The sequence below is a fragment of the Arthrobacter sp. SD1074B genome, from assembly GCF_056780195.1.
The window spans coordinates 374371-397124 of sequence record NZ_JBRAZT010000001.1 but is presented as its reverse complement, the minus strand read 5'-3'; the positions used below and the strand labels follow the sequence as shown (position 1 = coordinate 397124).

The window sequence follows — 22754 nt, the reverse complement described above, 5'->3', positions numbered from 1 at the left end:
TACTCGGTGACGTCGCGGCTAGCTGAGGTAGCCGTTCGGATTGAGCACGTACTTCGTAGCGGCGCCGGCGTCGAACTCGGCGTAGCCCTTGGGTGCGTCCTCGAGCGAGATCGCCTTGGCGTTGACGTTCTTTGCGATGTGGACCTTGTCATGCAGGATCGCCATCATGAGCCCGCGGTTGTACTTCATCACGGGGCACTGCCCGGTGGTGAAGCTCAGCGACTTGGCCCAGCCGGTGCCCAGGCTCAGGGAGAGCGCACCCTTCTTGGCCGCCTCGTCGACGCCGCCCGGGTCCCCTGTGACGTAGAGGCCCGGAATGCCGAGGGCCCCGCCGGCCGCCGTGATTTCCATCAGCGAATTCAGCACCGTTGCCGGCGCTTCCTTGGCGTCATGGCCGTGCCCCTTGGCTTCGAAGCCGACGGCATCGACGCCGCAGTCGACCTCGGGGACTCCCAGGATCTGCTCGATCTGCTCGGCCGGTCCGCCCTGGGACAGGTTGACGGTCTCACAGCCGAAGCTGCGCGCCTGCTTGAGCCGGTCCTCGTTCATGTCCCCGACAATCACGACGGCGGCGCCCAGCAGCTGCGCACTCGTGGCCGCCGCGAGGCCCACGGGTCCGGCCCCGGCGATGTAGACGGTGGAGCCGACGCCGACGCCGGCAGTGACGGCGCCGTGGAAGCCGGTGGGGAAGATGTCCGACAGCATGGTCAGGTCCATGATCTTCTCAAGGGCCTGGTCCCGGTCGGGGAACTTCAGCAGGTTCCAGTCCGCGTAGGGGACCAGGACGTAGTTGGCCTGGCCTCCTACCCAGCCGCCCATGTCCACGTACCCGTACGCGGCGCCGGGGCGGGCGGGATTGACGTTCAGGCAGATGCCCGTCTTGCGTTCCTTGCAGTTCCGGCAGCGGCCACAGGCGATGTTGAAGGGAACGGAACAGATGTCCCCCACCTTGATGAACTCCACATCCGGGCCGACTTCCACGACTTCGCCAGTGATTTCGTGGCCCAGCACCAGGTCGACCGGGGCGGTGGTGCGGCCGCGGACCATGTGCTGGTCCGAGCCGCAGATGTTCGTGGCAACGGTTTTGAGGATTACGCCATGGCGCACCGGGCGGCCCACGTTGGCGGGGTTGACCCCCGGGCCGTCTTTGAGTTCGAAGGTGGGGTAGTCAATGTCGATCAGTTCGACTTTTCCGGGCCCCTTGTAGGCAACGGCTTTGTTTCCTGTCATCACTTTCCTCCTGGTTTCACGGACCCCCAAAGTTGAGTGCCCAGTTGTGATTCACGAAGCATTCTGATGCACCCTCCCCGGGGCCTATATCGGCTGCGCTGCCGACGGGCGGACGTGTCTGCGCCGCGGGTATGCCCGGTATGACGGAGGGTGTCGCCAGTCTAGGACGGAAGCAGGCTTTGGGGTAGGGCCCCTTGTGCCCTTGCGGGCCCGCTGCCCGCTGAGGTGGCCCGCGGAGGCCGGGCGCGGCTCAGCTGAGCGGCCGGGGCCGGGGCCGGGCGCGGGCTCAGCCGAGTGCCTGCCGCACTGCCTCGACGATCTCCGGCGAGTCCGGCTCGACGGTCGGCGCGAAGCGAGCCACGATCTCGCCGTCGCGGTTCACCAGGAACTTCTCAAAGTTCCATTTCACGAGCCCGGGCAGCAGGCCGTTCTTGAACTTGGTCAGTTGCGCATAAAGCGGATGCTGGTTCCTGCCGCGGACGTTGGCCTTCGTGGTCAGCGGGAAGGTCACGCCGAAGTTGCGTTCGCAGAACTCGGCGATTTCCGCGTCGGCGCCCGGCTCCTGCCCGGCGAATTGGTTGCACGGGACGCCCAAGACGGTGAAGCCTTCCCCCCGGAACTTGTTGTGGAGGGCCTCCAGCCCGGCGTACTGCGGCGTGAAACCGCACTGGGATGCCACGTTCACCACCAGGACCACCTGGCCCCGGAACCGGCCAAAGTCCGTTTCGGTGCCGTCGTTGAGGGTCAGCGGGATGGGATGCAGGGACGTCATGGGGTGGTTTCCTCACGGGCACGGGGCAGGACAGTTCTTGACTGTACTTCGGCACCGGAGGGCGCGGGTATGGGTCCGGGATACACCGGACCGGCGGGCTATTTCGCCGGGGAGGCGACAGGCGCAAGCGTGCCCGTCGGCTTGGTGGCCGTCGTTTCCTGCGGGGCTGCCGTCTGCGTGGACGCCGGAGCGGGGGCCGACGCCGGAGCGGGGGCCGACGCCGGAGCGGTCGCCGCGGTGGTGGGCGTTGCGGTCGACGCCGGCGGCTCGGCGGGTGCCGGCGCAGTCGTCGCGGGGTAGGTTGGCGCCGTCGTCGGGGTCGGCGTCGGGGTTGACGTCGCTGACGCGGACGCGGACGGGGTCGGCGTCGCAGTCGGGGTCGGCGTCGGGGTGACAAAGGGCGCTGGCGTCACGGTGGGGGTCGGCGCCGGCGTCGCAGTGGCAGGGGGCGCCGTCGGCGTCGGCGTCACTGTGGCGGTCGGTGACGGCTTGGCCGCGGCGGTGTCCGGAACCGCGGCCACCTTTGTCTCCTGCACCCCGCCGGTGACAGCGTGGGTGTGATCCTCCGCCACCGGAACCGCCCAGTCCGCGCTGGCGCTCCCCGCGCTGCCGGCCCCCTGTTTGCCGGTGCCCGGGGCATAGCTGACCATCTGGATATCGTCGAGCCGGTCCACCTGCCGGGTGGGCAGGAATTTCCAGTCCAACGGGTTGGCGTGCGAACCGTTGAGGATCGTCTCGAAGTGAAGGTGGCAGCCCGTGGACGAACCAGTGGTGCCCACCCTGGCTATTACCTCGTCGACGCCCACCGATTCGCCCTTCTTCACGGCGATGCCTTGGAGGTGGTTGTACGTGGTGATGAGGCCGTTGCCGTGGTCGATTTCCACCCGGTTGCCGCCGCCCCACGGGTGCCATCCGACGGCACGCACCACACCGGCGTCGGCCGAATACACCCGGGTCCCGCACGGGGCCGCAAAATCCTGGCCCCAGTGGAACTCGCCGGCGGTCCCGGTCAGCGGGCTGGTGCGCAGGCCAAACGGGGATGACTCCGTCAGCGTCTCGAGCGGAGCCATCAGGAAACCTTTGGGCGGCCGCTGCAGGCCGGCCGACGCCACCCGGAGCTCGATCTTGCCGTCTTTGGACCGGGTCTGGACAGTGGTCCGGGCAAAGGACACCATCGCACGGCGGTCCACGGTCAGCACCGACGACCTCCGCCCGGCGCCCGCCGGATCAGCGGATTCGTCGGTTCCGGGATCCAGCAACCCTGGGCCGGGAGAGCCGGTGGCCAGCAGCGGCTGCGACACCGCCCGGGCTGCATCGCGGGCGGAGTGACCGGCAGGTGCCGGAGGCCCGAAAACCAGCAGGGCGACGGCCACGCCTGTGGCCGCCGCCAGGGAGCGCGCGACAGCCCGTGAAGTCTTGGACTGCCCACTCGTTGAGTTTCCCCAGTGTTTTCCCACGATGCGACTCCCGCGATTCTGTCCGCCAGGCCCCCGTCCCAACGGACCCACCCTCTATGTGAACACACTCCGCCGGGTCTGGGAACCTCCGGATTGCCCGGCTTCGGGGCGGTTTTCTACGGATTTGGGGCCAGCGTTCGGCAGTCTGTCGGGCGCCCCAGTAGCCCCGCCCGGAAAACAGGTACCGACCCCGCTCCGGCCGGGTAAGAATAGGAGTATGCGCAATGTCCTCAGGGAGTGGCAGACCGAACTCAAACAGACGTTCACCGGAACCCGGGACGCGGTTCCGGAGTGGGTTGGTCGTCTTGCCGAGGGCGACGACGCCGGTTTCCACCTTCCCGGCTCTGCCGTCTGGGCGGTGCACGGGGACATGCCGACGATTGTCGCCGGCATCCGCGCGCTGCTCATGCAGGCCCTCCACCCAGGCGCCCTGGCCGGAGTGCACGACCATTCCCGCTTCCGCGAAGACCCCCTGGGCCGGCTCGCCGGGACAATCCGCTGGATTTTCACCGTCTCGTACGGTTCTACCGGCGCGGCCCGCGCCGCGTCCGGCTGGGTCCTGCGGCTGCACGAGTCGGTGCGCGGGAACTACATCGACGGCCACGGCGTGGCCCGGCCATACTCGGCGAACGACCCGGAACTGCTCCGCTGGGTGCACATCGCCTTCACCGACGCGTTCCTGTCCACGCACAAGATCTGGGGCAGGCCGATTCCCGGCGGCCCGGATGCCTACGTGCGGGAATGGGCGCAGGCGGGGACCCTGATGGGAGTGGACTCGCCGCCCGTGAGCGAGGCGGAAATGCGCCGGCAACTTGACCGCTGGTACGACGACGGCGACCTCAGTTCGGGCGCGAAGGTCGCCGAAACGGTGGCCTTCATCCGCGATCCCCCGCTGCACCCGGCCCTCAAACCCGGCTATCGGGTGCTCTTTGCGGCCGCGGTGGCAAGCCTCGAGCCCAAGTACCGGGACATGCTGGGGCTGCGGACGGCGCGGCTTGGCCTCATTCCATTGCCGGTGAAGCTCGCCACCAAGGTTACGCTCGGCGTCGTTCACCTTGCCTTGGGCAAAGTCGGCCCGAGCGAGCAGGCCGCCCGCGAACGGCTGCGCCGCCTTGGGTTCGCGGGTTAGGCGCGGCACGGGCCGCGGGCGCAAAATGGCCCCGGTCCAAAGGACCGGGGCCAGCCGCGGAGAATGGGGGATTTGAACCCCCGAGGGCGTTAACCCAACACGCGTTCCAGGCGTGCGCCATAGGCCGCTAGGCGAATTCTCCAGTAGCTTTTGAATCAAAAGCAGATACTAGACTACCTGAACTTCACGACTAAGCCCAATTGAGGCCTCGGCCACGCCGCCACGGGACATGCCCCACGCCCCGGACTAACACTGGACATAGTGCCCACCAGCCCACTCCTGCGCCCGAAAAATGAGCATGTCCCAGGGCCAGCCAGGCGGATTCGGGGCACACCCGATCGTCGGGTAAACTAGTCAACGGCCCCTCATGTGGCGTCATCCTGTTGAACTCCCCCAGGACCGGAAGGTAGCAAGGGTAAATGGGCTCTGGCGGGTGCATGGGGGGTCTTTTATGTCTGTGCCGATTGGTAGGGTTTATCTGTGACTGTTACTACCGCTCTTTACCGCAGATACCGTCCCGATTCGTTCGCGGACGTTATCGGGCAGGAACATGTCACCGAGCCGCTGATGACGGCCCTGCGGAAGAACCGCGTCAACCATGCCTACCTCTTTTCCGGCCCCCGCGGCTGCGGTAAAACCACCTCCGCCCGCATCCTGGCGCGCTGCCTGAACTGCGCCGAAGGCCCCACCGACACCCCGTGCGGCGTCTGCCCCAGCTGCGTTGAACTGGCCCGCGGCGGCGCCGGTTCGCTCGACGTCATCGAGATCGACGCCGCCAGCCACGGCGGCGTGGACGACGCCCGTGACCTGCGCGAACGCGCCACCTACGCCCCGGTCCGTGACCGCTACAAGATCTTCATCATTGACGAAGCCCACATGGTGACGTCGGCCGGCTTCAACGCGCTGCTCAAGATCGTCGAAGAACCGCCGGAGCACATCAAGTTCATCTTCGCCACCACGGAGCCGGACAAGGTGATCGGCACCATCCGGTCCCGCACCCACCACTACCCGTTCCGGCTGGTCCCGCCGGAACCCCTCATGGCGTACCTGGAACTGCTCTGCCGCCAGGAGAACGTGCCCGTGGCCCCGGGCGTGCTCTCGCTCGTCATCCGCGCCGGAGGCGGCTCCGTGCGCGACTCGCTCTCCGTGCTGGACCAGCTGATGGCCGGAGCCGGCCCCAACGGCCTGGACTATGAACTGGCCGTAGCCCTGCTGGGCTACACGCACGCCTCCCTGCTGGACGACGTCGTCGAGGCCGTTGCTGCCTCCGACGCCGCCACCGTGTTCCGCGCCGTCGACCGCGTCATCCAGACCGGCCACGACCCCCGCCGCTTCGTCGAGGACCTGCTCGAGCGTTTCCGTGACCTCATCATCGTGCAGGCCATGCCGGAGAGCGCCCAGTCGATCCTCCGCGGCATGCCGGCGGACCAGATCGCGCGGATGCAGAACCAGGCCCACAACCTCGGCGCCGCCGAACTCTCCCGCGCCGCGGATGTCACCAACACCGCGCTCACCGAGATGACCGGGGCCACCTCCCCGCGGCTGCACCTTGAACTGCTGTGCGCCCGTATCCTGCTGCCGAGCTCCGAGCAGACCGAGCGCGGCATCGCCGCCCGGATCGACCGGGTGGAGCGGCGACTGAATTACGCCGGGAACGACGTCGGGACACCTGCCGCTGCGCCGGCCGCCGCACCTGCTGTGGCACCGGCAGCCGTTGCTCCCGCGCCCGCCGGACCGGCTACCCGCCCGGTGGCTGCACCCGCCCCGGACGCCAGCCCCGAGCCGGCAGCGGCCATGCAGGAAGCGCCGCCGGAACGGCCGCCGCTCACGGCGCCCCGTGTCAGCACCCAGGACTGGCCGGTGGAGGCACCCGCGTCCGTGAACGGCGCCGCCCGCCCGGTCGCGCCCTCGGGGGCCGCCCCGGAAACCCCGCCGGCCCGGGCCACCGGCCCGGAGCCGGCCCCCGCGGCGGCGACCGCACCAGCGGCTGCTGCCCCGGCGCCCGCACCCGCCCAGCAGCCCCAGCCATCCTCTTCGGCTCCGACCGAACCGGCAGCACCCGCCGCGCCTCCGGCTGGCAGCGTCCCCGCGGGAGCACCCGTCGCCGCCCCAGCCCCCGCGTCCGCGCCCGCCCCGGCGTCCGGACCCGACGTCGAGGTCCTGCGCCGCGCCTGGCCAGAGATCCTGCAGACCCTGACCAAGATCAAGCGCAGCACCTGGGCGCTGGTCGAACCCAATGCGCAGGTCGGCCACTTCGAGGGCCAGGTCCTGACGCTGTCCTTCACCACATCCGGGCTCGCCGGCGCCTTCGGCCGGGCAGACCACGCCGAAAACCTGCGCCAGGCGATCCACAAGACGATCGGCATCGACTGCCAGATCACAGCCGTGGCCGGCGGCAGCAACAGCGCAGCGAGCTCTGAGCCAAACCCAAAAGCGCCCGCTAGCCGGGAGGCACCGGCCACCTCGGCGGACGTTGCCTGGGGCCTTGCCCCCGCGGCCGGGGCCGCGCAGGAGTCCCCGACCGTCTCCGCGGACAGCACCGCAGACATGACCGGGGCCGGCCCTGCCGCAACAGCGGACTCACCCGCACCCGCACGCTCACCCGCGCCCGAACCGCAGCCTGACCGGGAACCGGCCCACCACGCAGCGACCCCGGCGGGGGCAGCGCCGCGCACCGGCCCGTCCGCCGGGTCCGCCGGCGAACCGCCCGAAGAATCATCGTCCGATGCCGGTGGCTCCTACTCCTACCCGGACGACGACTGGGGCCCGCCACGGGACGAGGATGCGCCGCCGCTGGATGAAGAGCCGCCCATGGACTGGGATCCCTCAGTCCCGGCGGCCGTCCGTCCCGCACCCGCACCCGCAACCGCACCGGCAGCCCCGCGCGCCCCGGCACGCACCCGCAAAGGCAACGACGGGCCCGCCGGCACCGCTCAGGCACCTGCCCGCCCTGCCCAGGACGCGGCCGAGGACCCGTGGGCGCGCGCCGTCGAGGAGTCGCCCGGGATCTGGACCGTCGGCACCGAACTGAACGTGGGGCGCCACCCCTCGCCCAAGGCCGAGGCTGAGCCGGCGCCGCGCGATCCGGAACCGGAGCCGCCGCACTACGAGCCCGCTGCCGCGCAGATTCCCGAACCGGTCGGCGCCTTCTCGGCCGGATCCGGATCCAGCCACACCGGCTCGCCGGACACCCGGGTGCCCCCGCCCCAGTTCGTCCTTTCCGGCGCCGGGCCCGTGGTCACCACTGCCGCGGCCGCCCCGGTCGTGGCCACGGCTCCGGTCGGCGCGCCTCCGGCCTCCGAACGGCAGAGCCTCTACCAGCGCCTGTCCAACAGCCCTGAAGCGGAGGCCGGACGCGCCAAGGCACCCGCGCGCGCCGCGGTGGCGGCCACCAGCTATGAACAGGACATCCCCAGCGCCGACGATGAAACGATCGAGGAATCCGGCGTCTTCGGCCGCGCCGCCGTCGAGCGTATTCTGGGCGGGAAGCTGCTCGAAGAGCGCTCCCTGGACGGAAGCCCGCTGGCGCCGCGCTTCTAGCCCTCCCGGTGGCCACCCGGCCCACCACTCCCCCCAACGAACGAGGACATTGTGTACGAAGGTGCAGTTCAGGAGCTGATCGACGAGCTCGGCCGCCTTCCCGGCGTCGGGCCCAAGTCCGCCCAGCGGCTCGCCTTCCACATCCTCGAAGCCGACCCGCAGGACATGAAACGTCTGGTCGAGGCCATCACCACGGTCAAGGAGCGGGTCAAGTTCTGCACGGTCTGCGGCAATGTCACCGAGCAGGAACTGTGCAACATCTGCCGCGACCCGCGCCGCGACCCGTCCGTGATTTGCGTTGTGGAGGAGTCCAAGGACGTGCTCGCGGTGGAGCGCACGCGGTCCTTCCGCGGCCGGTACCACGTACTGGGCGGCGCGATTAACCCGATTGCCGGGATCGGCCCGGAACAGCTGCGGATCCGGGAGCTGCTCACCCGGCTCAACGACGGCGCCATCCAGGAAATCATCATCGCGACGGACCCCAACCTCGAGGGCGAGGCCACCGCCACCTACCTGGCCCGGATGCTCAAGTCGATCGGCATCGCCGTCACCCGGCTCGCGTCCGGCCTTCCGGTCGGCGGAGACCTCGAGTACGCCGACGAAGTCACGCTGGGCCGCGCCATCGAGGGCCGCCGCAACGCGCTGAGCTGACGATCCGTGCCAGCCGCCGCCACCGTTCCCGCCCCGATCGGCACCCCGCGACTGATCGTGCGGCCGTTGACCGCCGACGGCGCCCTCCTGCGGTTCCGCGGCAACCCCGACGCCGTGCGGTACCTGTCCCATGCGGCGCTCAGCCCGGACGAGAACAGCGCCAGGCTGCGGAAGATGCTCACTACATCGGCCGCCTCGACCGCGGAATGGTTCAACGAGGGCTGGGCCATCCAGCTCCGCTCCAGCGGTGAGGTGATCGGCGACGGCCGGACCTGGAACTCCGACGCCCCTCCAGCCCCGGGAAAAATCCCGGCGGACACGGCGAGCCTTGGCTACATCCTGCACCCGGACCACCACGGGCTCGGCCTCGGCCGGGAAGCCGCCGCCGCCCTGGTGGAGTGGTTGTTCACGGCCCGCCAAAGCCGGACGGTCTTCGCCGGCGTCTACGAGCCCAACCTCCCCTCGCGCAGGCTGCTGGAAAGCCTGGGCTTCGGGCCGGACCGCTACTTCACCGCGCTCCAGGACACCGCGGGAAAGAAGCTTCCGTCCTGGCGCTACCGGCTCGACCGGCCCGAGTGACCCCGCAGGTCCTGTCCAACCCCACGACCGCGTGACCCAAGTGACCTGTGTGGCCCCTGCACCGCGTCACGTGCGTCCAGCAGCGGCCCTCGCCTGTCTGGCGTTCAGTCACAATTCAACTCCGGACCGCCGGCGGCGATAAACTTGGCTGAGAAGCCGCCGTCGCGCCATTTGGCTGCGCCGTTTCGTAGCTTCGCCCAGAAACCCCGATGATCCAGTGAGGGTGCGCGCATGAGTTTGCCCACTACCGAAGTCCACCCCGGACCGCTGCCGCAGGAGCTGCCCGCCATCCCTGCCGCCACCAAGCACCTCGTCGTGAAGAAGTTCGGCGGTTCCTCGGTGGCGGACGCGGAGGGTATCAAGCGGGTTGCGCGGCGCGTCGTGGACGCCCACAACGCCGGCGACGAGGTCGTCGTCGTGGTTTCCGCCATGGGCGACACCACCGACGAACTCCTCGACCTGGCCGCCCAGGTGACCGACTCCGCCCCGGCCCGGGAAATGGACATGCTCCTTTCCGCCGGTGAGCGCATCTCGATGGCCCTGCTCGCCATGGCCATCAACAAGTACGGCGCCTCCGCCCAGTCCTTCACCGGCTCGCAGGCCGGCATGATCACCGACGGCATCCACGGCAAGGCCCGGATCATCGACGTCGACCCGCACCGGATCCGCACGGCCCTGGACAAGGGCCACATCGCGATTGTTGCCGGCTTCCAGGGCATGAGCCGCACCACGAACGAGATCACCACCCTCGGCCGGGGCGGTTCGGACACGACGGCGGTGGCACTGGCCGCGGCACTCGATGCCGACGTCTGCGAGATTTTCACCGACGTTGACGGGATTTACACCGCGGACCCGCGCGTGGTGCCCTCAGCCCGGAAGATCGACCGGATCTCCAGCGAGGAAATGCTGGAGCTCGCGGCTTCCGGCGCCAAGATCCTGCACCTGCGCTGCGTTGAATATGCACGCCGCTTCGGGGTGCCGCTGCACGTCCGGTCCTCATTCAGCCAGAACGAAGGCACCTGGGTCCTGCCCAGCGCCGATGACAAGATCACAATTCAAGAGGGAGTTGCCTTGGAGCAGCCAATCATCTCCGGCGTTGCACACGACCGTTCCGAAGCCAAGGTCACGGTAGTCGGCGTCCCGGACATCCCCGGCAAGGCCGCCGCCATCTTCCAGGTCATCGCCGATGCGCACTCCAACATCGACATGATCGTCCAGAACGTCTCCACCCACGGCACCGGCCGGACGGACATCTCCTTCACGCTGCCGATCGTCGAGGGCGCCGACGCCCTGGCCGCCCTTCGCGCCGCCCAGGCCGAGATCGGCTTCGAGAACATTGAATACAACGAGCAGATCGGCAAGCTGTCCCTGATCGGCGCCGGAATGCGCTCGCACCCGGGCGTCTCGGCACGGTTCTTCGCCGCGCTCTCCGAGGCGGGGATCAACATCAACATGATCTCCACCTCCGAAATCCGCATCTCCGTGGTAACCCACGCCGACCTGCTGGACGACGCCGTGCGAGCCATCCACAAGGCATTCGACCTGGACAGCGAGGACGAAGCCACCGTATACGGCGGCACCGGCCGCTAGGACTTCTCCGGCCGCCGGACCGGCCCAGGGGTAACGTACAAAAGGGAGCGGCAGTTGCCGCTCCCTCTTGTGTCACTGCCCTGCTTCCGAGGCGGGATCAGACTTGTTCCTTCGGGAGGTCCTCCCGCCGGACGGCGTAGCGATGCCCCTGTGCGTCGGTCTCCACTTCGAAGCCGGCGAGTTCGGTTTCCGAGGCTGCCTCGAAGTCATCGTGCTTATGGAGGACCGGCGCGGAATAGTCCCCGCGCGAGGCGGGCCCAAAGAGGAAGCGCACCCAGGACGACGGGTGCAGATGCCGGCTCAGTACAGCTTTCCTCAGCGCACGTGCCATATTTCCCACCCCCTCTCCTGCTGACAGGCCAAGCGGAACAGCGGTGGCGCGGGCGGCGCCAGTGCCCCTATTTTACGCCCGACGGCGGCAAAAGGCATGGCGGACGGCGGCGGGAAAAGGCGCGGTGTGCGCCTGGCCCCGACGACAGCGCCGCGGAAGCCACCGTGGCCGGCCGCCTAGCGCAGCGACTTGTCCTCGGGGTTGCGGGGCACCACGTAGGTGCTGCCGTCGGGCCGGTGGAGCGTCTCCCACTGCTGGGTCTCGGCCTGCCGCTGCGCCAGCAGCTGGCGGTTTTGCTCGGTCATCTCGTGGCCGAGGGAGGTGCGGCTGGCGGGCCCAAAGACTGCCCGCAGCTTGCCAGTTGCCCGCATGAACCGCTGGACGGTGTTTTCCTTCGCCATCGCTACCCACTCCTCGTCGATCCAGATGTACTCCCAGTGTACTCTAATCATTAGTGCACTAACTATTCATAGGAGGCCCCCTTGAGTAACGCCACCGGAACCCCGGGATCGGCCCTCGCCGCGTCCGTGAACGACGACCTCCTGCTGGAACACCAGCTCTGCTTTGCCCTCACCGTCGCCTCCCGCAGCGTGGTGGGCGCTTACAAGCCGGTCCTCGACAAGCTGGGCCTCACCCACCCGCAGTACCTGGTGATGCTCTGCCTGTGGGAATCCAGCCCCCGGACGGTCCGCGACATCAGCGACGCCCTCGCCCAGGAACCCGCGACGATTTCGCCGCTGCTGCGGCGACTGGAAGCGGCGGGCTACATCACCCGGCAACGGGCAGAAGGCAACGAGCGCAGCCTCGCCGTGCGGCTGACCCCGCGTGGAACAGCGCTGCGGCAGCAGGCGACGGCGGTTCCCGGCACCATGATGGCCCTGCTGGGCCTGGACCGGGAGCAGGTGGGTGATCTGCATGCCGCCATGATGCGGCTGATCGCCGCCACCCGGGCGGCCGGGGACGTGACCGCCCCGTAGGGTACTTCCGGCCCGGCCCACGACCCCGCGGCGGCGCTAGAATGGGGCTGAGACCGAGGAGAAGAGCCCATGCGCAAGAACCTGATTCCCACCGCGCTCATCCTGATGACGGCCGTCGGACTGGCCGCCTGCGCGCCGGGCGGCGGACCCGCGCCGAGCGCGTCGTCCACCGGGACGGCGTCCGCCTCGTCACCGGGCGGCACGCCCTCCGCCGACGCTGAAACCACCGTCCCGGCGCCCTCGCCGTCGGCTGAGTTCCCTTCCGCCGGGCCCGGGCAGGGCAACGCCGAACTTGCCATCATGGTCACGCCCGCCCAGGGCGCGAAGGCCGTCAATTACACCCTCGTCTGCCGGAACGGGGCTCCGGCGGCTGAAAGCAAGCATCCGAAGGCGGCGGCTGCCTGCACGGCCCTGAAGCAGAACGCGGCCCTCCTCAGCCCCGGACCGCGGCCCACGGACCAGGCCTGCACCCAGCAGTACGGCGGCCCGCAACAGGCAACCGTCACCGGCTCGGTGGACGGCAAAGCCGTCGAATCAAAGTTCAGCCGGACGGACGGCTGCAAGATCGCCGCTTGGAATGCCGCCAAGGATGTTCTGGGATCCAGCGGTGGAGCCTAAGCTGCAGCACCTCCCACAGGACGCCTGGCTGGCGCGCGAGGCAGCCCACCAGCAACGCGTCCGGACCTACTCGGACCCCTACCTCGCCCGGCGGTCGGCCGGCCAGAAACACCCGGTGGAGGACTTCCTCTTCACCTACTACACCCAGAAGCCCGGCCAGCTGCTGCGCTGGCACCCGGGCGCCGGCGTCGTGCTGTCCGGACCCGCGGCAGCGGAGCGCTCCGGCTGGAAGTACTACCGTGTCCCCGACGCCGGTGAACTGGCCGCTGCGGGACTGGCGCCGGGAACGGAGGCGGTGACGATCGACGTCGAACGGTTCCTCAGCGAGCGGCGCGATGCCCTGCAGTTTGCCGGCATCATCCTCGCGGGAACGGCTGCGCGGCCTGCCCAGTTCGGTTGCTTCGGGCTGCACGAGTGGGCGATGGTCTACCGGCAGGACAAGTTTGAGCTGCGGCATGAGTACCTGAAACTGCGGCTCGGTTCCGAGCGGACCGACCGGGTGGTCGAGGACAACCGGATCCGGTGCTCACACTTCGATGCGTTCCGCTTTTACACCCCCGACGCGGTGCCGCTGAACGCCCTGGCGCCAAGCCGGGAGAACCAGCGGACCATGGAACAACCCGGATGCCTCCACGCGAACATGGACCTGTACAAGTGGGCGTACAAACTGGCTCCCACGCTGCCCAGCGAGCTGGTGATGGACTGCTTCGAGCTATCCTGGCGGATCCGCGCCATGGATATGCGCGCCTCCCCCTATGAGCTGAGCGAATGGGGCTACCCGGCCATCCGGATCGAGACACCGGACGGCAAGGCCGAATACGTGGAGCTCCAACGGGAATTCGCCGCCGCCTCGCAGGAGCTGCGCAGGCGGCTGCTGCACGAACTCACACCGCTGCTGGGCACCGCCGCGGCCCCTCAATCCACAGTCCCGGAAGGACGCTTATGACTGACCCCACCGGACCGGGCAGCCGGCCCGACGTCGACCTCACCATCCGGCTGACTGAGGCGCCGGGCGCCCCGGAGTTCAGCTTCCGGCTGCTCGCCGATCACGGCGCAGTCGGTGAGGGATCCACGCTGCCGGATCCCGCCGCCGCGCTCGAGGCCCTCCGGCAGTACGGCGAGGAAATCTTCTTCCCCCAGCCGGGGCCGCCCCGGCTATGCACTCAGCAGTACGGCGGCCCGCAAGTGGCCGTGGTCACCGGGCGCTACCGGGGCCGGGAGGTGCACAGCGAATTCAGCCGCACCGACGGCTGCGAAATTGCCCGCTGGCGTGCCATGGCACCGCTGCTGGGCGGCGCGGCGGGATCCACCGGAGCCAGCTGAAAAGGCATTAAACAGCGATGGCCGGCGGTGAAAACCGCCGGCCATCGCTGTTGTTAGCTGTTCAAGGTTTAGATTGCGTTGTTCGGGGTCCGGAACAGATCCGCGTTCTGGAGCTTGCCCTTCTCCTTCTTCACTTTCTTGCCCTTGTCCTTCTTGTCCTTCTTGTCCTTGCCGTGATGGCTGCCCTGGTCGCCACTGTCGCCGGGGCCGTCATTGCTGTCCTGGTCCTCTGACGTCGGCGGAACAACCACAGCGCCCGCCGAGGTGACCAGCACGCTGACGAACGTCGGCTCACTGGCACCTGCGTACGTCACTCGGCCGATGTAGGAACCAACAGCCAGGCCCTTCCAGTGCAGCGTGACTTGGCCGGCCACTCCGTTGGGGAGCCGGAGCGGATTCGGGGTCAGCGTCGCATTGCCGACGTTAGCGCCCAGGACGGCCGCATCGACGCTTGCCTTGGTGGCCTGGCCGTTGGGGCTGGCGTAAAGGTTTACGAAGATCCGGTACGTTCCCGGAGCCGGGTTGGGGAGGGACAGGGACTCGCTCGCCGAGGACGTCGCGACCTGAACCAGCTCGTTGGCCGGGGTCACGATGTACATGTCGAAGTCCGCGTTCGGGTCCGAGGACAGGGCGGAGAACTTGGCCAGCGGGGCGCCGGCCGGTACCTGGACCGTCTTTCCGAAGTTCGACTCATCGTTGGCCCCGAGGATCGCGTCCCCCGGGATCAGCTCGATAGCTGTGGAGTCGGCCTTGGACAGCCCGTCGAGGGTCATGTTGATCGGACTGTTGCTGCCGGAGACCACCTTGATGGCGCCGGAACCGGTGCCGCCTGCGGAAGTGAAGGCCACATCGCTGGCCGCCACGACGGCCTGCGGGCGAACCGCGACCGGGGATGCGACGTTCTTGTTCGCACCCTGCCAGGTCAGCGTTCCCATGGCGAACTTGCCCAGGGCAGCGTTCTGGTTCTCGAAGGAGACCTTGAAGGTCTTCTTGTCGCCCGCCGAGCCGAAGGTCAGGATGGACGGCGTCACGGTAACCTTCACGCCCGGCACATCAGCCTTGACGCGGTAGGTGCCCGGTGTCAGGGCGGTCAGCGTGCGGGTGACCTCGATCTTGCCGGTGAGGTTGCCCAGCGCGAAGGACGGTACGTTCATGTCCCGCGGCTTGGTGGTGCCCAGACCCGGCATGCCGAGGTCGACGCCGGTGCCCTGGATGAACTTCAGGTAGTCCTCATCGTTGGCGTCATAGACCAGGCCCGGATCCAGCACCCTGGCCGGGTCGACCTGGCCTGCACCCGTGGCGAAGACATCGGTGTCCTTGCTTCCGTTGGGAAGCTTGACGTCGCTCGCGGTGGTCATCATCGCGGACTTCACCATGGCCGGGGACCACTTCGGGTTCTTGCCGAGGATCAGAGCACCGAATCCTGCCACGTGCGGTGCAGCCATGGAGGTGCCTGACATGAAGCCGAAGTTGTCGCCGCCCGTGCCGATCGGCGAGACGCCGGCCAGCACGGCAACGCCGGGAGCGGCGACATCCGGCTTCAACAGGTCCGAACCGGTGGCGAGCAGCGGGCCGCGGGAGGAGAAGCCGGCAATCTGCGGCTGGGCCTCGAGCGGAAGCCCGGTGGTGTCCTTATTGACCAGGGAGACGGTGATCGCCGGGTTCGCGGCCACCTTGGCCTTGATGGCCTCGGTGGCCGGCGGGTTCACGTGGACGGTCGGGACGGAGTGCTTGTCCGTATCCAGGGAGGAGTTGCTCAGGTTCACCAGGATCATGCCGACGCCGCCGCCGCGTTTGACCTCAGCGCTCTTGGCCACCCGGTCGAAGACGCCGCGGTCGCAGACCACAACCTTGCCGGCAACCTTCGCCGGATCCAGGGTGTCCGGACCGCAGAGGGCCGCATTGGCATCACCGGCGGTCAGGGCCGCGTTAGCAGCCAGCAGAACGCCGGCGCCCTTGACTTCACGATTCATGATGCTCGCGCCGCGGAACTTGGTGCCGTCGGCGAATTCGACCGTGCCCTGGAGCTCCTGGGAAAAGCTGCTGGCGGCAACCGTGGTCAGCCAGGGGGCGCCGTGATTAACCGTGCTGGCGGTCGGGCCGGAGTTGCCGGCCGACGCAGCGACGAAGATGCCCGCGGACGCGGCCGACAGGAATGCCATGGACACAGGATCCGTCGTGGTGGTAGCGGAGCCGGAGATCGAGTAATTCAGCACGTCGACGCCGTCCTGAATTGCCTGATCGATTGCGGCCACGGAAGCTGACGAGTAGCACCCGCCGGTATTGGGGTTCGTGTCTTCCCAGCAGACCTTGTAGACGGAGAGCTTGGCAGCCGGGGCCATACCGCTCGTCAGCCCGAAGCTACGGCCGTCAACGAACGTCTCTACATTGGCGTTGCCTGCGGCGGTGCTGGCCGTGTGCGTGCCGTGGCTGGCCACATCGACCGGGGAAATCTTCTCGAGCGGCGACCGGTTCTCGGGCGTTACATAGCTCAGGAAGTCGTCGGCGAAGTAGTGCGCCGCCAGCACCTTCGAGTTGCAGGCCGAACCATCAAAGTCCGCCCCGGTTCCTACGCCCTTCTGGCACTCGCCAACGAAGGTGTCGCCGTCGGACTTGAGCATGGCGATCTTGCCGTCATCGGTGCGGTAAGGCACCCCGACGACGGGAGAGCCCACCAGGGGCTTGACCTCTTCGCCGGCGAAGAAAGCGCTACCCGGCGTGTAGCCGGTGTCAATGACACCGACGACGACGCCCTTGCCTGCTGCGCCTTGGCCGCCGAACTTGGTGTTCCACGTTCCGTTGGCGCCGCTGAGCTTGAGGAAATCAGTGCTGGAGTAGTCCGGGGCGTTTTCTGTGTCGGGGGCAACCACCAGCACGTCCGGATTCTTCGCCAGCTTGATTGCCTGGTCTGACGTCAGGGTCGCACTGAAGCCGTTGACCGCCGAGGTGAACTGCCGCTTGATCGACACGTTCTGCTCCCGGGCGACTTCGGCCTGCTTCCGCTCGAGGTGGGCCTCGTACTGCCGGACGGCCGGCTTCTTGGTGTCAAGCTTTTTGCCGTGCTGCGGCTTGGTGGCCGCCAGACCAGGCGTACCGCCATCGTAAGTGGCTGCCGGCTTCTCGGCCAGCACCACGATGTAGCGCCCGTCCCGGTAGCTGGCGGGGTCCAGATTCTTTTGCGAGACTCCGGCCACCGCCGCCCCCTGGGCGGGAGCCGCCGTGGCGGGCGCAATGGCAACGGTCGAAAGGAGAACCGGCAAGCCCAGGGTCAGTGCCGCGGCCCTCCGGAGTCCCCCGCTTCGAAGGAAGCTCTTTCCTGGTGATTTCACGAGTGGTTTGAACCTTTCAGAAGGAACGGTCCCGGCGCCATTGCCGGGGTCGACGGACTGGTACAGGTTCGGGATTAGGAGTTGACTCTCGCCCCCCGGCGGATACCAGCCGATTCATACAGTACAGACTGAGAGCCGGATATGACATAGGCCACAGAAGACTAATCAAAATCAGTCACACTCCTCGACAAGAGGCGCCTCTGCGGGGCACGGCAAGGCCGGGACGGCGGGGCCGTCCCGGCCTGGTGGGGTTCCGGGCTGGCCCGCCAAGCGCAGGCTGCCGGCGGCGTCGGCGGGGCTACTGCCGGGGCGTGCGGACGACCTCGCTGATCCAGGCCCTCGTTTTGTCATCGAGGGGACCGGCGACTTTGCTTTCCCGTGCGGCGCGGTCGGCTCTGACCTTCTGCAGCACCATCCTGCCAAGGCCTGCAAAAACGGCGGCTGCGACCACGGGAAGCAGTACGGATTTCGGTTTCTCAGCCATCCGCCCATCCTACTGACGGCATCCGGCCCGGACCAGAGCCGGGCCGGCCAGTCCGGCCGCCCGGTCACGAATGCGGCATGGTGCACGGCGCCCGGTAGAATGAGGGTGCAAGCTCGCGGAGCGCCCGTTCCATGTTGTTCTTAAACACCGTTGTCACCGCACACCGGATCGGCGTGAGACGGCACAACTCCGCTGCGCCCTTACCCAATGCTCACGCACAGGAGTTGCCGGATGCCCCGGATCGTTGTCGACGTCATGCCCAAGCCCGAGATTCTCGACCCGCAGGGGAAGGCCATCGTGGGTGCGCTGCCCCGCCTGGGCTTCACCGCCTTCAGCGCTGTCCGCCAGGGCAAGCGTTTCGAACTGACCGTCGACGGCGAGGTAACCGAGGAGATCCTGGCCCAGGCCCGGAGCGCCGCCGAAACCCTGCTCTCCAACCCGGTCATCGAAGACGTCGTCAACGTCGAGGTCGTCGAGGCCTGAGATGACTGAACTCCCCCTGATCGGTGAGGCCGTCGCCGTCGCCGCGCACCCCCCGCTCGCTGGTGCGAAGATCGGCGTCGTCACCTTCCCCGGCACCCTCGATGACCGCGACGCCGCCCGCGCGGTGCTCCTGGCCGGCGCCACCCCGGTGGCGCTCTGGCACGCCGACACCAGCCTGGGCGACGTCGACGCCGTCATCATTCCCGGCGGCTTCTCCTACGGCGACTACCTCCGTGCCGGCGCCATTTCCCGTTTCGCGCCGCTGATGGCGAAGGTCATCGACGCCGCCAACTCGGACGCCAAACTGCCCGTCCTCGGCATCTGCAACGGCTTCCAGATCCTCACCGAGTCGCACCTGCTGCCCGGCTCGATGATCAAGAACGACCACCTGAAGTTCCTTTGCCGCGACCAGGTCCTGCGGGTTGAGAACAACACCACCGACTGGACCCGCGACTACGCCACCGGCCAGGAAATCACCGTGCCGCTGAAGAACCAGGACGGCCAGTACATCGCGGACGAGAAGACCCTCGACGCGCTTGAGGCGGAAGGCCGCGTGGTGTTCCGCTACGTCGGCTGGAACCCGAACGGCTCCCGCCGTGACATCGCCGGCATCTCCAACGCGGCCGGGAACGTCGTGGGACTCATGCCGCACCCCGAGCACGCCGTCGAGGCCGGCTTCGGCCCGGAGCTCGGCTCCGGTACCGAGGGCCTGGGCTTCTTCACCTCTGTCCTGAACAAGATCGTGGGAGACAACTAATGACGGAGACACCCGCCGTGGCAGCGCCCGCGGAGACCGCCAAGAAGTTCAACATCGACACCGTGGAGAACGCGGCTCAGACCCCTGACGTCGAACTCCCCTGGGCCGAGCTGGGCCTGAAGCAGAACGAGTTCGACGAGGTCGTCAAGGTCCTGGGCCGGCGCCCGACCGGCGCCGAGCTCGCCATGTACTCCGTGATGTGGAGCGAGCACTGCTCCTACAAGTCTTCCAAGAACCACCTGCGCCAGTTCGGCGAAAAGGTCACCGAGGAGATGAAGAAGGACATGCTGGTGGGCATCGGCGAGAACGCCGGTGTGACCAACCTGGGCGACGGCTGGGCCGTGACCTTCAAGATCGAGTCGCATAATTCGCCGTCGTTCGTGGAGCCCTACCAGGGTGCGGCGACCGGCATCGGCGGGATCGTCCGCGACATCATCTCGATGGGCGCCCGCCCGGTGGCCGTGATGGATCCCCTGCGTTTCGGCGCCATCGACCACCCGGACACCGCCCGCGTCATGCACGGCGCCGTGGCCGGCATCGGCGGTTACGGCAATTCGCTGGGCCTGCCGAACATCGGCGGCGAGATGGTCTTCGACTCCGTCTACCAGGGCAACCCGCTGGTCAACGCTCTCGCCGTCGGCGTCATGCGGCACGAGGACATCCGCCTCGCCAACGCCTCCGGCAAGGGCAACAAGGTGGTGCTGTTCGGTGCCCGCACCGGCGGCGACGGAATCGGCGGCGCCTCCGTGCTGGCCTCCGAGTCCTTCGACGACACCAAGCCCTCCAAGCGCCCCGCCGTGCAGGTAGGTGACCCTTTCGCCGAGAAGGTCCTGATCGAGTGCTGCCTGGAACTGTTCAAGGGGTCCCTGGTTGAGGGCATCCAGGACCTGGGCGCCGCCGGCATCTCCTGCGCCACGTCCGAGCTCGCGTCCAACGGCGACGGCGGCATGGAAGTCGAGCTGACCTCCGTCCTGCTCCGCGACCCCACCCTGACGCCGGGCGAGATCCTGATGTCCGAGTCGCAGGAACGCATGATGGCCGTGGTCACCCCGGAGAACATCGGCGCGTTCGAAGCGGTCATGGACAAGTGGGCCGTGGAGTACTCCTGGCTGGGCGAAGTCACCGACACGGGCCGCCTGATCATCACCTGGGACGGCGAAGTGATTGTCGACGTCGACCCGCGCACCGTGGCCCACGACGGCCCGGTCTACGACCGCCCGTACGCCCGCCCTGAGTGGCAGGACGCAGTCCAGGCAGACTCCTTCACCGGCTCCGTGCAGGATACCGGCCGCCCCGCCGCGCCGGCGGAACTGGCCGCCGCGGTCACCGAGCTCGTCGCATCGCCGAACATGTGCTCCAAGTCCTGGATCACCGACCAGTACGACCGCTACGTCGGCGGCAACACCGCCATGGCGTTCCCGGACGACGCCGGGGTGGTCCGGGTCGACGAGGAAACCGGCCTGGGCGTGGCCCTGGCCACCGACGCCAACGGCCGCTACACCTACCTCGACCCGTACCACGGTGCGCAGCTGGCCCTGGCCGAGGCGTACCGCAACGTGGCCACCTCCGGCGCCGTGCCGATGGCTGTCAGCGACTGCCTGAACTTCGGCTCCCCCGAGGATCCGGACGTCATGTGGCAGCTCGCCGAAGCCATCCGCGGCCTGTCGGATGCCTGCATGGTGCTGGGCATCCCCGTCACCGGCGGCAACGTCTCGCTCTACAACCAGACCGGCAGCGTGCCGATCCACCCCTCCCCCGTCGTCGCCGTGCTGGGCAAGCTCGACGACGTCGCGCGCCGCACCCCCTCGGGCTGGCGCGAGGACGGCCAGGCGATCTACCTGCTGGGCACGACGGCGGCGGAACTGAATGGCTCCGAATGGTCCAACCTGCGCGGACACCTGGGCGGACTGCCGCCCAAGGTGGACCTCGCCGCCGAACGCGAGCTTGGTGAGATCCTGATCAACGCCTCCCGCGACGGCATGGTGGACTCAGCGCACGATCTCTCCGAAGGCGGTCTCGCGGCAGCCCTCGCAGAGTCCGCGCTGCGCTACGGCGTCGGCGCCCGCATCTCGCTGCAGGACGTCCTGGACCGCGACGGCGTGGACCTGTTCACCGCGCTGTTCTCCGAGTCGCAGGGCCGCGCCATCGTGGCGGTGCCGCGCTCGGAGGAGATCCGCTTCAAGGACATGTGCACCGCCCGCGGTTTCGCGCACGTCCGGATCGGCGTCGTGGATGCCGAGAGCGGCAGGCTGGAGATCAACGGTGTGGATACCCTGAGCCTGGATGCGCTCCGCGAAGCCCATGAAGGGACCCTGCCGAAGTACTTCGGCTGACCCCACTCGCACCCGCCACCCGCCACATCCATCGACTGCTCCGTAACCGCCCTTCTGACACCTCAGAACGACGTTTACGGAGCAGTCGTTTTGGTTTTCCCGGGCGGGCGCCATCCGGCTTGGATGAGCGCGGTCCGGATCTTGGCCACCGCGGCCTTGGCATCGTCGGGCATGTGCCGCTTGGAGATCCGGACTTCGGTCCAGCCGAGGGCCGCGTAGCGCTCGGACCGGGCGATGTCCCGGACAACCTGCCCTTCGTCGCCGTGGTGCCCGCCTTCGTACTCGATGCCGATTCGGTATTCCCGGTACGACAAGTCGGGTTCGTGGTGGCGTGTACCGGCGTCGTCGATGATCGGCACGTTCAGTTCGGGCTCCGGCAGGCCGGCCCGGACCACGGCAAGCCTGAGCAGCGACTCCTGCGGCGAATCCGAGCCGACGCGGATGAGCCGGATCGCTTCCCTGGCCTTCCGGATACCGCGCTTTCCTTTGTGCCGGTCGATCATCCGCTGCAAATCCTCGAGGCTGCATAGCGGCAGTTCCCTGCCCTCGAACTCACGACGCGGAACCCGGACGCAACTGTCGCCGGCCACGACCAGTTCATCTACGGTCAGCATCTCGGCCAGGTCCAGCCAGGTCCGCTCCGGCGTGGTGAGGGGGATCCCGTTGAGGATTGTGACCTCGTCCTCGTAAAGCTTCATCCGGTGGACGATCACATATGGCCGGTTGAGATGGGCGGCCCCCTCGGGTCTAATCAGGTGGTACATCTCCGGTCCCTCCTTTGCCTGACGCGCCGGAAGCGAACCAAGCTCCGCCGCGGTGAGGTGCGAGGCGGCGCATCGCTCATTGACCTCAATGAAAGGCCGCACTCTCACGATCAGTGGAAGGCCAGGCGTCGGGCCAGCGGAACGGATCCCCCGGCCCAGCGTGGCGAGCGAGCGGTGGCGAAGCCGCTTGGACGACACCCCGGCGGCGGCGGCCTCGGCCACCGTGAAGGGGCGTCCGTGAAAGTCATCCGGCAGTGGCAGCGCGGTTTTCATGGCTTCATCAGAGCAGAATGGCGCTGCGGCCGGAGAAGTTATCCACAGCGCCCGTCGGTTGCTCCACAAGTGCCCGTTATGAAGCATCAAAAGGGCGCCGACGGAGCAATCGACGGGGTCAAAGGGCACCCCGA

General features: G+C 68.2%; 20 protein-coding genes, 1 tRNA gene and 1 other RNA gene. 13 read left to right on the top strand and 9 right to left on the bottom strand.

The window, feature by feature from the left end; translation table 11 throughout:
• Positions 1 to 18: 18 nt before the first annotated feature.
• From fdhA to ACUYM2_RS01940, 3 genes are all read right to left on the bottom strand, one after another.
• Positions 19 to 1230, bottom strand: a complete 1212-nt coding sequence (fdhA, locus tag ACUYM2_RS01950) for a formaldehyde dehydrogenase, glutathione-independent (RefSeq protein WP_481598536.1) — start codon at positions 1228 to 1230, stop codon at positions 19 to 21.
• A gap of 286 nt (positions 1231 to 1516) precedes the next feature.
• A complete protein-coding gene (locus ACUYM2_RS01945; protein ID WP_481598535.1) occupies positions 1517 to 2002 on the bottom strand; it encodes a glutathione peroxidase in 486 nt (161 codons plus the stop codon).
• A 98-nt stretch (positions 2003 to 2100) separates the two neighbouring features.
• Positions 2101 to 3459 (bottom strand): M23 family metallopeptidase, encoded by a 1359-nt coding sequence (locus ACUYM2_RS01940; protein ID WP_481598534.1) that lies wholly within the window; start codon positions 3457 to 3459, stop codon positions 2101 to 2103.
• 217 nt (positions 3460 to 3676) lie between these two features.
• On the opposite strand from ACUYM2_RS01940, the gene ACUYM2_RS01935 reads away from it, so the two are divergent.
• Entirely contained in the window at positions 3677 to 4588 is a 912-nt protein-coding gene (locus ACUYM2_RS01935) for an oxygenase MpaB family protein (protein ID WP_481598533.1), read from the top strand.
• Between the two features lie 57 nt (positions 4589 to 4645).
• Here ACUYM2_RS01935 and ACUYM2_RS01930 read toward each other — a convergent pair.
• Positions 4646 to 4730, bottom strand: a tRNA-Ser gene (locus tag ACUYM2_RS01930).
• Positions 4731 to 4944: 214 nt separating this feature from the next.
• Here ACUYM2_RS01930 and ffs point away from each other — a divergent pair.
• From ffs to ACUYM2_RS01905, 5 genes are all read left to right on the top strand, one after another.
• An RNA gene (gene ffs / locus ACUYM2_RS01925) (signal recognition particle sRNA small type) lies at positions 4945 to 5041 on the top strand.
• A 27-nt stretch (positions 5042 to 5068) separates the two neighbouring features.
• Positions 5069 to 8128, top strand: coding sequence for a DNA polymerase III subunit gamma and tau (locus ACUYM2_RS01920; protein ID WP_481598532.1), 3060 nt, complete (start codon positions 5069 to 5071; stop codon positions 8126 to 8128).
• A 51-nt stretch (positions 8129 to 8179) separates the two neighbouring features.
• Positions 8180 to 8779, top strand: coding sequence for a recombination mediator RecR (gene recR, locus ACUYM2_RS01915; RefSeq protein WP_481598531.1), 600 nt, complete (start codon positions 8180 to 8182; stop codon positions 8777 to 8779).
• Positions 8780 to 8785: 6 nt separating this feature from the next.
• Complete coding sequence (locus ACUYM2_RS01910; RefSeq protein WP_481598530.1) at positions 8786 to 9358, top strand: GNAT family N-acetyltransferase; 573 nt, start codon at positions 8786 to 8788, stop codon at positions 9356 to 9358.
• A gap of 231 nt (positions 9359 to 9589) precedes the next feature.
• Positions 9590 to 10948 (top strand): aspartate kinase, encoded by a 1359-nt coding sequence (locus ACUYM2_RS01905; protein ID WP_481598529.1) that lies wholly within the window; start codon positions 9590 to 9592, stop codon positions 10946 to 10948.
• A gap of 97 nt (positions 10949 to 11045) precedes the next feature.
• Here the strand turns inward: ACUYM2_RS01905 and ACUYM2_RS01900 are convergent, their stop codons facing one another.
• Both ACUYM2_RS01900 and ACUYM2_RS01895 read right to left on the bottom strand, forming a co-directional pair.
• A complete protein-coding gene (locus ACUYM2_RS01900; protein WP_481601379.1) occupies positions 11046 to 11279 on the bottom strand; it encodes a hypothetical protein in 234 nt (77 codons plus the stop codon).
• Positions 11280 to 11455: 176 nt separating this feature from the next.
• Entirely contained in the window at positions 11456 to 11680 is a 225-nt protein-coding gene (locus ACUYM2_RS01895) for a hypothetical protein (RefSeq protein ID WP_481601378.1), read from the bottom strand.
• An 81-nt stretch (positions 11681 to 11761) separates the two neighbouring features.
• Between ACUYM2_RS01895 and ACUYM2_RS01890 the strand changes: the two genes are divergently transcribed.
• The 4 genes from ACUYM2_RS01890 to ACUYM2_RS01875 all read left to right on the top strand — a co-directional run bounded on the left by ACUYM2_RS01890 (position 11762) and on the right by ACUYM2_RS01875 (position 14197).
• Positions 11762 to 12256, top strand: coding sequence for a MarR family winged helix-turn-helix transcriptional regulator (locus ACUYM2_RS01890; protein WP_481598528.1), 495 nt, complete (start codon positions 11762 to 11764; stop codon positions 12254 to 12256).
• Between the two features lie 69 nt (positions 12257 to 12325).
• On the top strand, positions 12326 to 12874 hold the full coding sequence (locus ACUYM2_RS01885; protein ID WP_481598527.1) for an SSI family serine proteinase inhibitor: 549 nt from the start codon (positions 12326 to 12328) through the stop codon (positions 12872 to 12874).
• Positions 12846 to 13820, top strand: coding sequence for a 3-methyladenine DNA glycosylase (locus ACUYM2_RS01880; protein ID WP_481598526.1), 975 nt, complete (start codon positions 12846 to 12848; stop codon positions 13818 to 13820). The genes ACUYM2_RS01885 and ACUYM2_RS01880 overlap by 29 nt, the downstream gene beginning before the upstream one ends.
• Positions 13817 to 14197, top strand: a complete 381-nt coding sequence (locus ACUYM2_RS01875) for a serine protease inhibitor (RefSeq protein ID WP_481598525.1) — start codon at positions 13817 to 13819, stop codon at positions 14195 to 14197. Before ACUYM2_RS01880 ends, ACUYM2_RS01875 begins: the two co-directional genes overlap by 4 nt.
• Before the next feature lie 68 nt (positions 14198 to 14265).
• Here the strand turns inward: ACUYM2_RS01875 and ACUYM2_RS01870 are convergent, their stop codons facing one another.
• Entirely contained in the window at positions 14266 to 17526 is a 3261-nt protein-coding gene (locus tag ACUYM2_RS01870) for a S8 family serine peptidase (RefSeq protein ID WP_481598524.1), read from the bottom strand.
• Positions 17527 to 17824: 298 nt separating this feature from the next.
• The gene (locus ACUYM2_RS01865) at positions 17825 to 18010 is read right to left on the bottom strand and encodes a hypothetical protein (protein ID WP_481598523.1); all 186 of its coding nucleotides are present in this window, start codon (positions 18008 to 18010) and stop codon (positions 17825 to 17827) included.
• Positions 18011 to 18241: 231 nt separating this feature from the next.
• Here ACUYM2_RS01865 and purS point away from each other — a divergent pair, with 231 nt between their 5' ends.
• The 3 genes from purS to purL are packed head-to-tail and all read left to right on the top strand — an operon-like array spanning position 18242 to position 21583.
• Positions 18242 to 18493 (top strand): phosphoribosylformylglycinamidine synthase subunit PurS, encoded by a 252-nt coding sequence (gene purS / locus ACUYM2_RS01860; RefSeq protein ID WP_481598522.1) that lies wholly within the window; start codon positions 18242 to 18244, stop codon positions 18491 to 18493.
• A gap of 1 nt (position 18494) precedes the next feature.
• Positions 18495 to 19250: a phosphoribosylformylglycinamidine synthase subunit PurQ gene (gene purQ, locus ACUYM2_RS01855; protein WP_481598521.1), complete on the top strand. Its 756-nt coding sequence runs from the start codon at positions 18495 to 18497 to the stop codon at positions 19248 to 19250.
• Positions 19250 to 21583, top strand: coding sequence for a phosphoribosylformylglycinamidine synthase subunit PurL (purL, locus tag ACUYM2_RS01850; protein WP_481598520.1), 2334 nt, complete (start codon positions 19250 to 19252; stop codon positions 21581 to 21583). The genes purQ and purL overlap by 1 nt, the downstream gene beginning before the upstream one ends.
• Positions 21584 to 21657: 74 nt before the next feature.
• Here the strand turns inward: purL and ACUYM2_RS01845 are convergent, their stop codons facing one another.
• Positions 21658 to 22620, bottom strand: a complete 963-nt coding sequence (locus ACUYM2_RS01845) for an endonuclease domain-containing protein (protein WP_481598519.1) — start codon at positions 22618 to 22620, stop codon at positions 21658 to 21660.
• Positions 22621 to 22754: the final 134 nt, after the last annotated feature.

Excerpts from the sequence above, each read along its gene's own strand:
- fdhA (WP_481598536.1), bottom strand. The coding sequence starts at position 1,230 with ATGACAGGAAACAAAGCCGTTGCCTACAAGGGGCCCGGAAAAGTCGAA.
- ACUYM2_RS01945 (WP_481598535.1), bottom strand. The coding sequence starts at position 2,002 with ATGACGTCCCTGCATCCCATCCCGCTGACCCTCAACGACGGCACCGAA.
- ACUYM2_RS01935 (WP_481598533.1), top strand. The coding sequence starts at position 3,677 with ATGCGCAATGTCCTCAGGGAGTGGCAGACCGAACTCAAACAGACGTTC.
- ACUYM2_RS01905 (WP_481598529.1), top strand. The coding sequence starts at position 9,590 with ATGAGTTTGCCCACTACCGAAGTCCACCCCGGACCGCTGCCGCAGGAG.
- ACUYM2_RS01900 (WP_481601379.1), bottom strand. The coding sequence starts at position 11,279 with ATGGCACGTGCGCTGAGGAAAGCTGTACTGAGCCGGCATCTGCACCCG.
- ACUYM2_RS01895 (WP_481601378.1), bottom strand. The coding sequence starts at position 11,680 with ATGGCGAAGGAAAACACCGTCCAGCGGTTCATGCGGGCAACTGGCAAG.
- ACUYM2_RS01885 (WP_481598527.1), top strand. The coding sequence starts at position 12,326 with ATGCGCAAGAACCTGATTCCCACCGCGCTCATCCTGATGACGGCCGTC.
- ACUYM2_RS01880 (WP_481598526.1), top strand. The coding sequence starts at position 12,846 with ATGTTCTGGGATCCAGCGGTGGAGCCTAAGCTGCAGCACCTCCCACAG.
- ACUYM2_RS01875 (WP_481598525.1), top strand. The coding sequence starts at position 13,817 with ATGACTGACCCCACCGGACCGGGCAGCCGGCCCGACGTCGACCTCACC.
- ACUYM2_RS01865 (WP_481598523.1), bottom strand. The coding sequence starts at position 18,010 with ATGGCTGAGAAACCGAAATCCGTACTGCTTCCCGTGGTCGCAGCCGCC.
- purS (WP_481598522.1), top strand. The coding sequence starts at position 18,242 with ATGCCCCGGATCGTTGTCGACGTCATGCCCAAGCCCGAGATTCTCGAC.
- purQ (WP_481598521.1), top strand. The coding sequence starts at position 18,495 with ATGACTGAACTCCCCCTGATCGGTGAGGCCGTCGCCGTCGCCGCGCAC.
- purL (WP_481598520.1), top strand. The coding sequence starts at position 19,250 with ATGACGGAGACACCCGCCGTGGCAGCGCCCGCGGAGACCGCCAAGAAG.
- ACUYM2_RS01845 (WP_481598519.1), bottom strand. The coding sequence starts at position 22,620 with ATGAAAACCGCGCTGCCACTGCCGGATGACTTTCACGGACGCCCCTTC.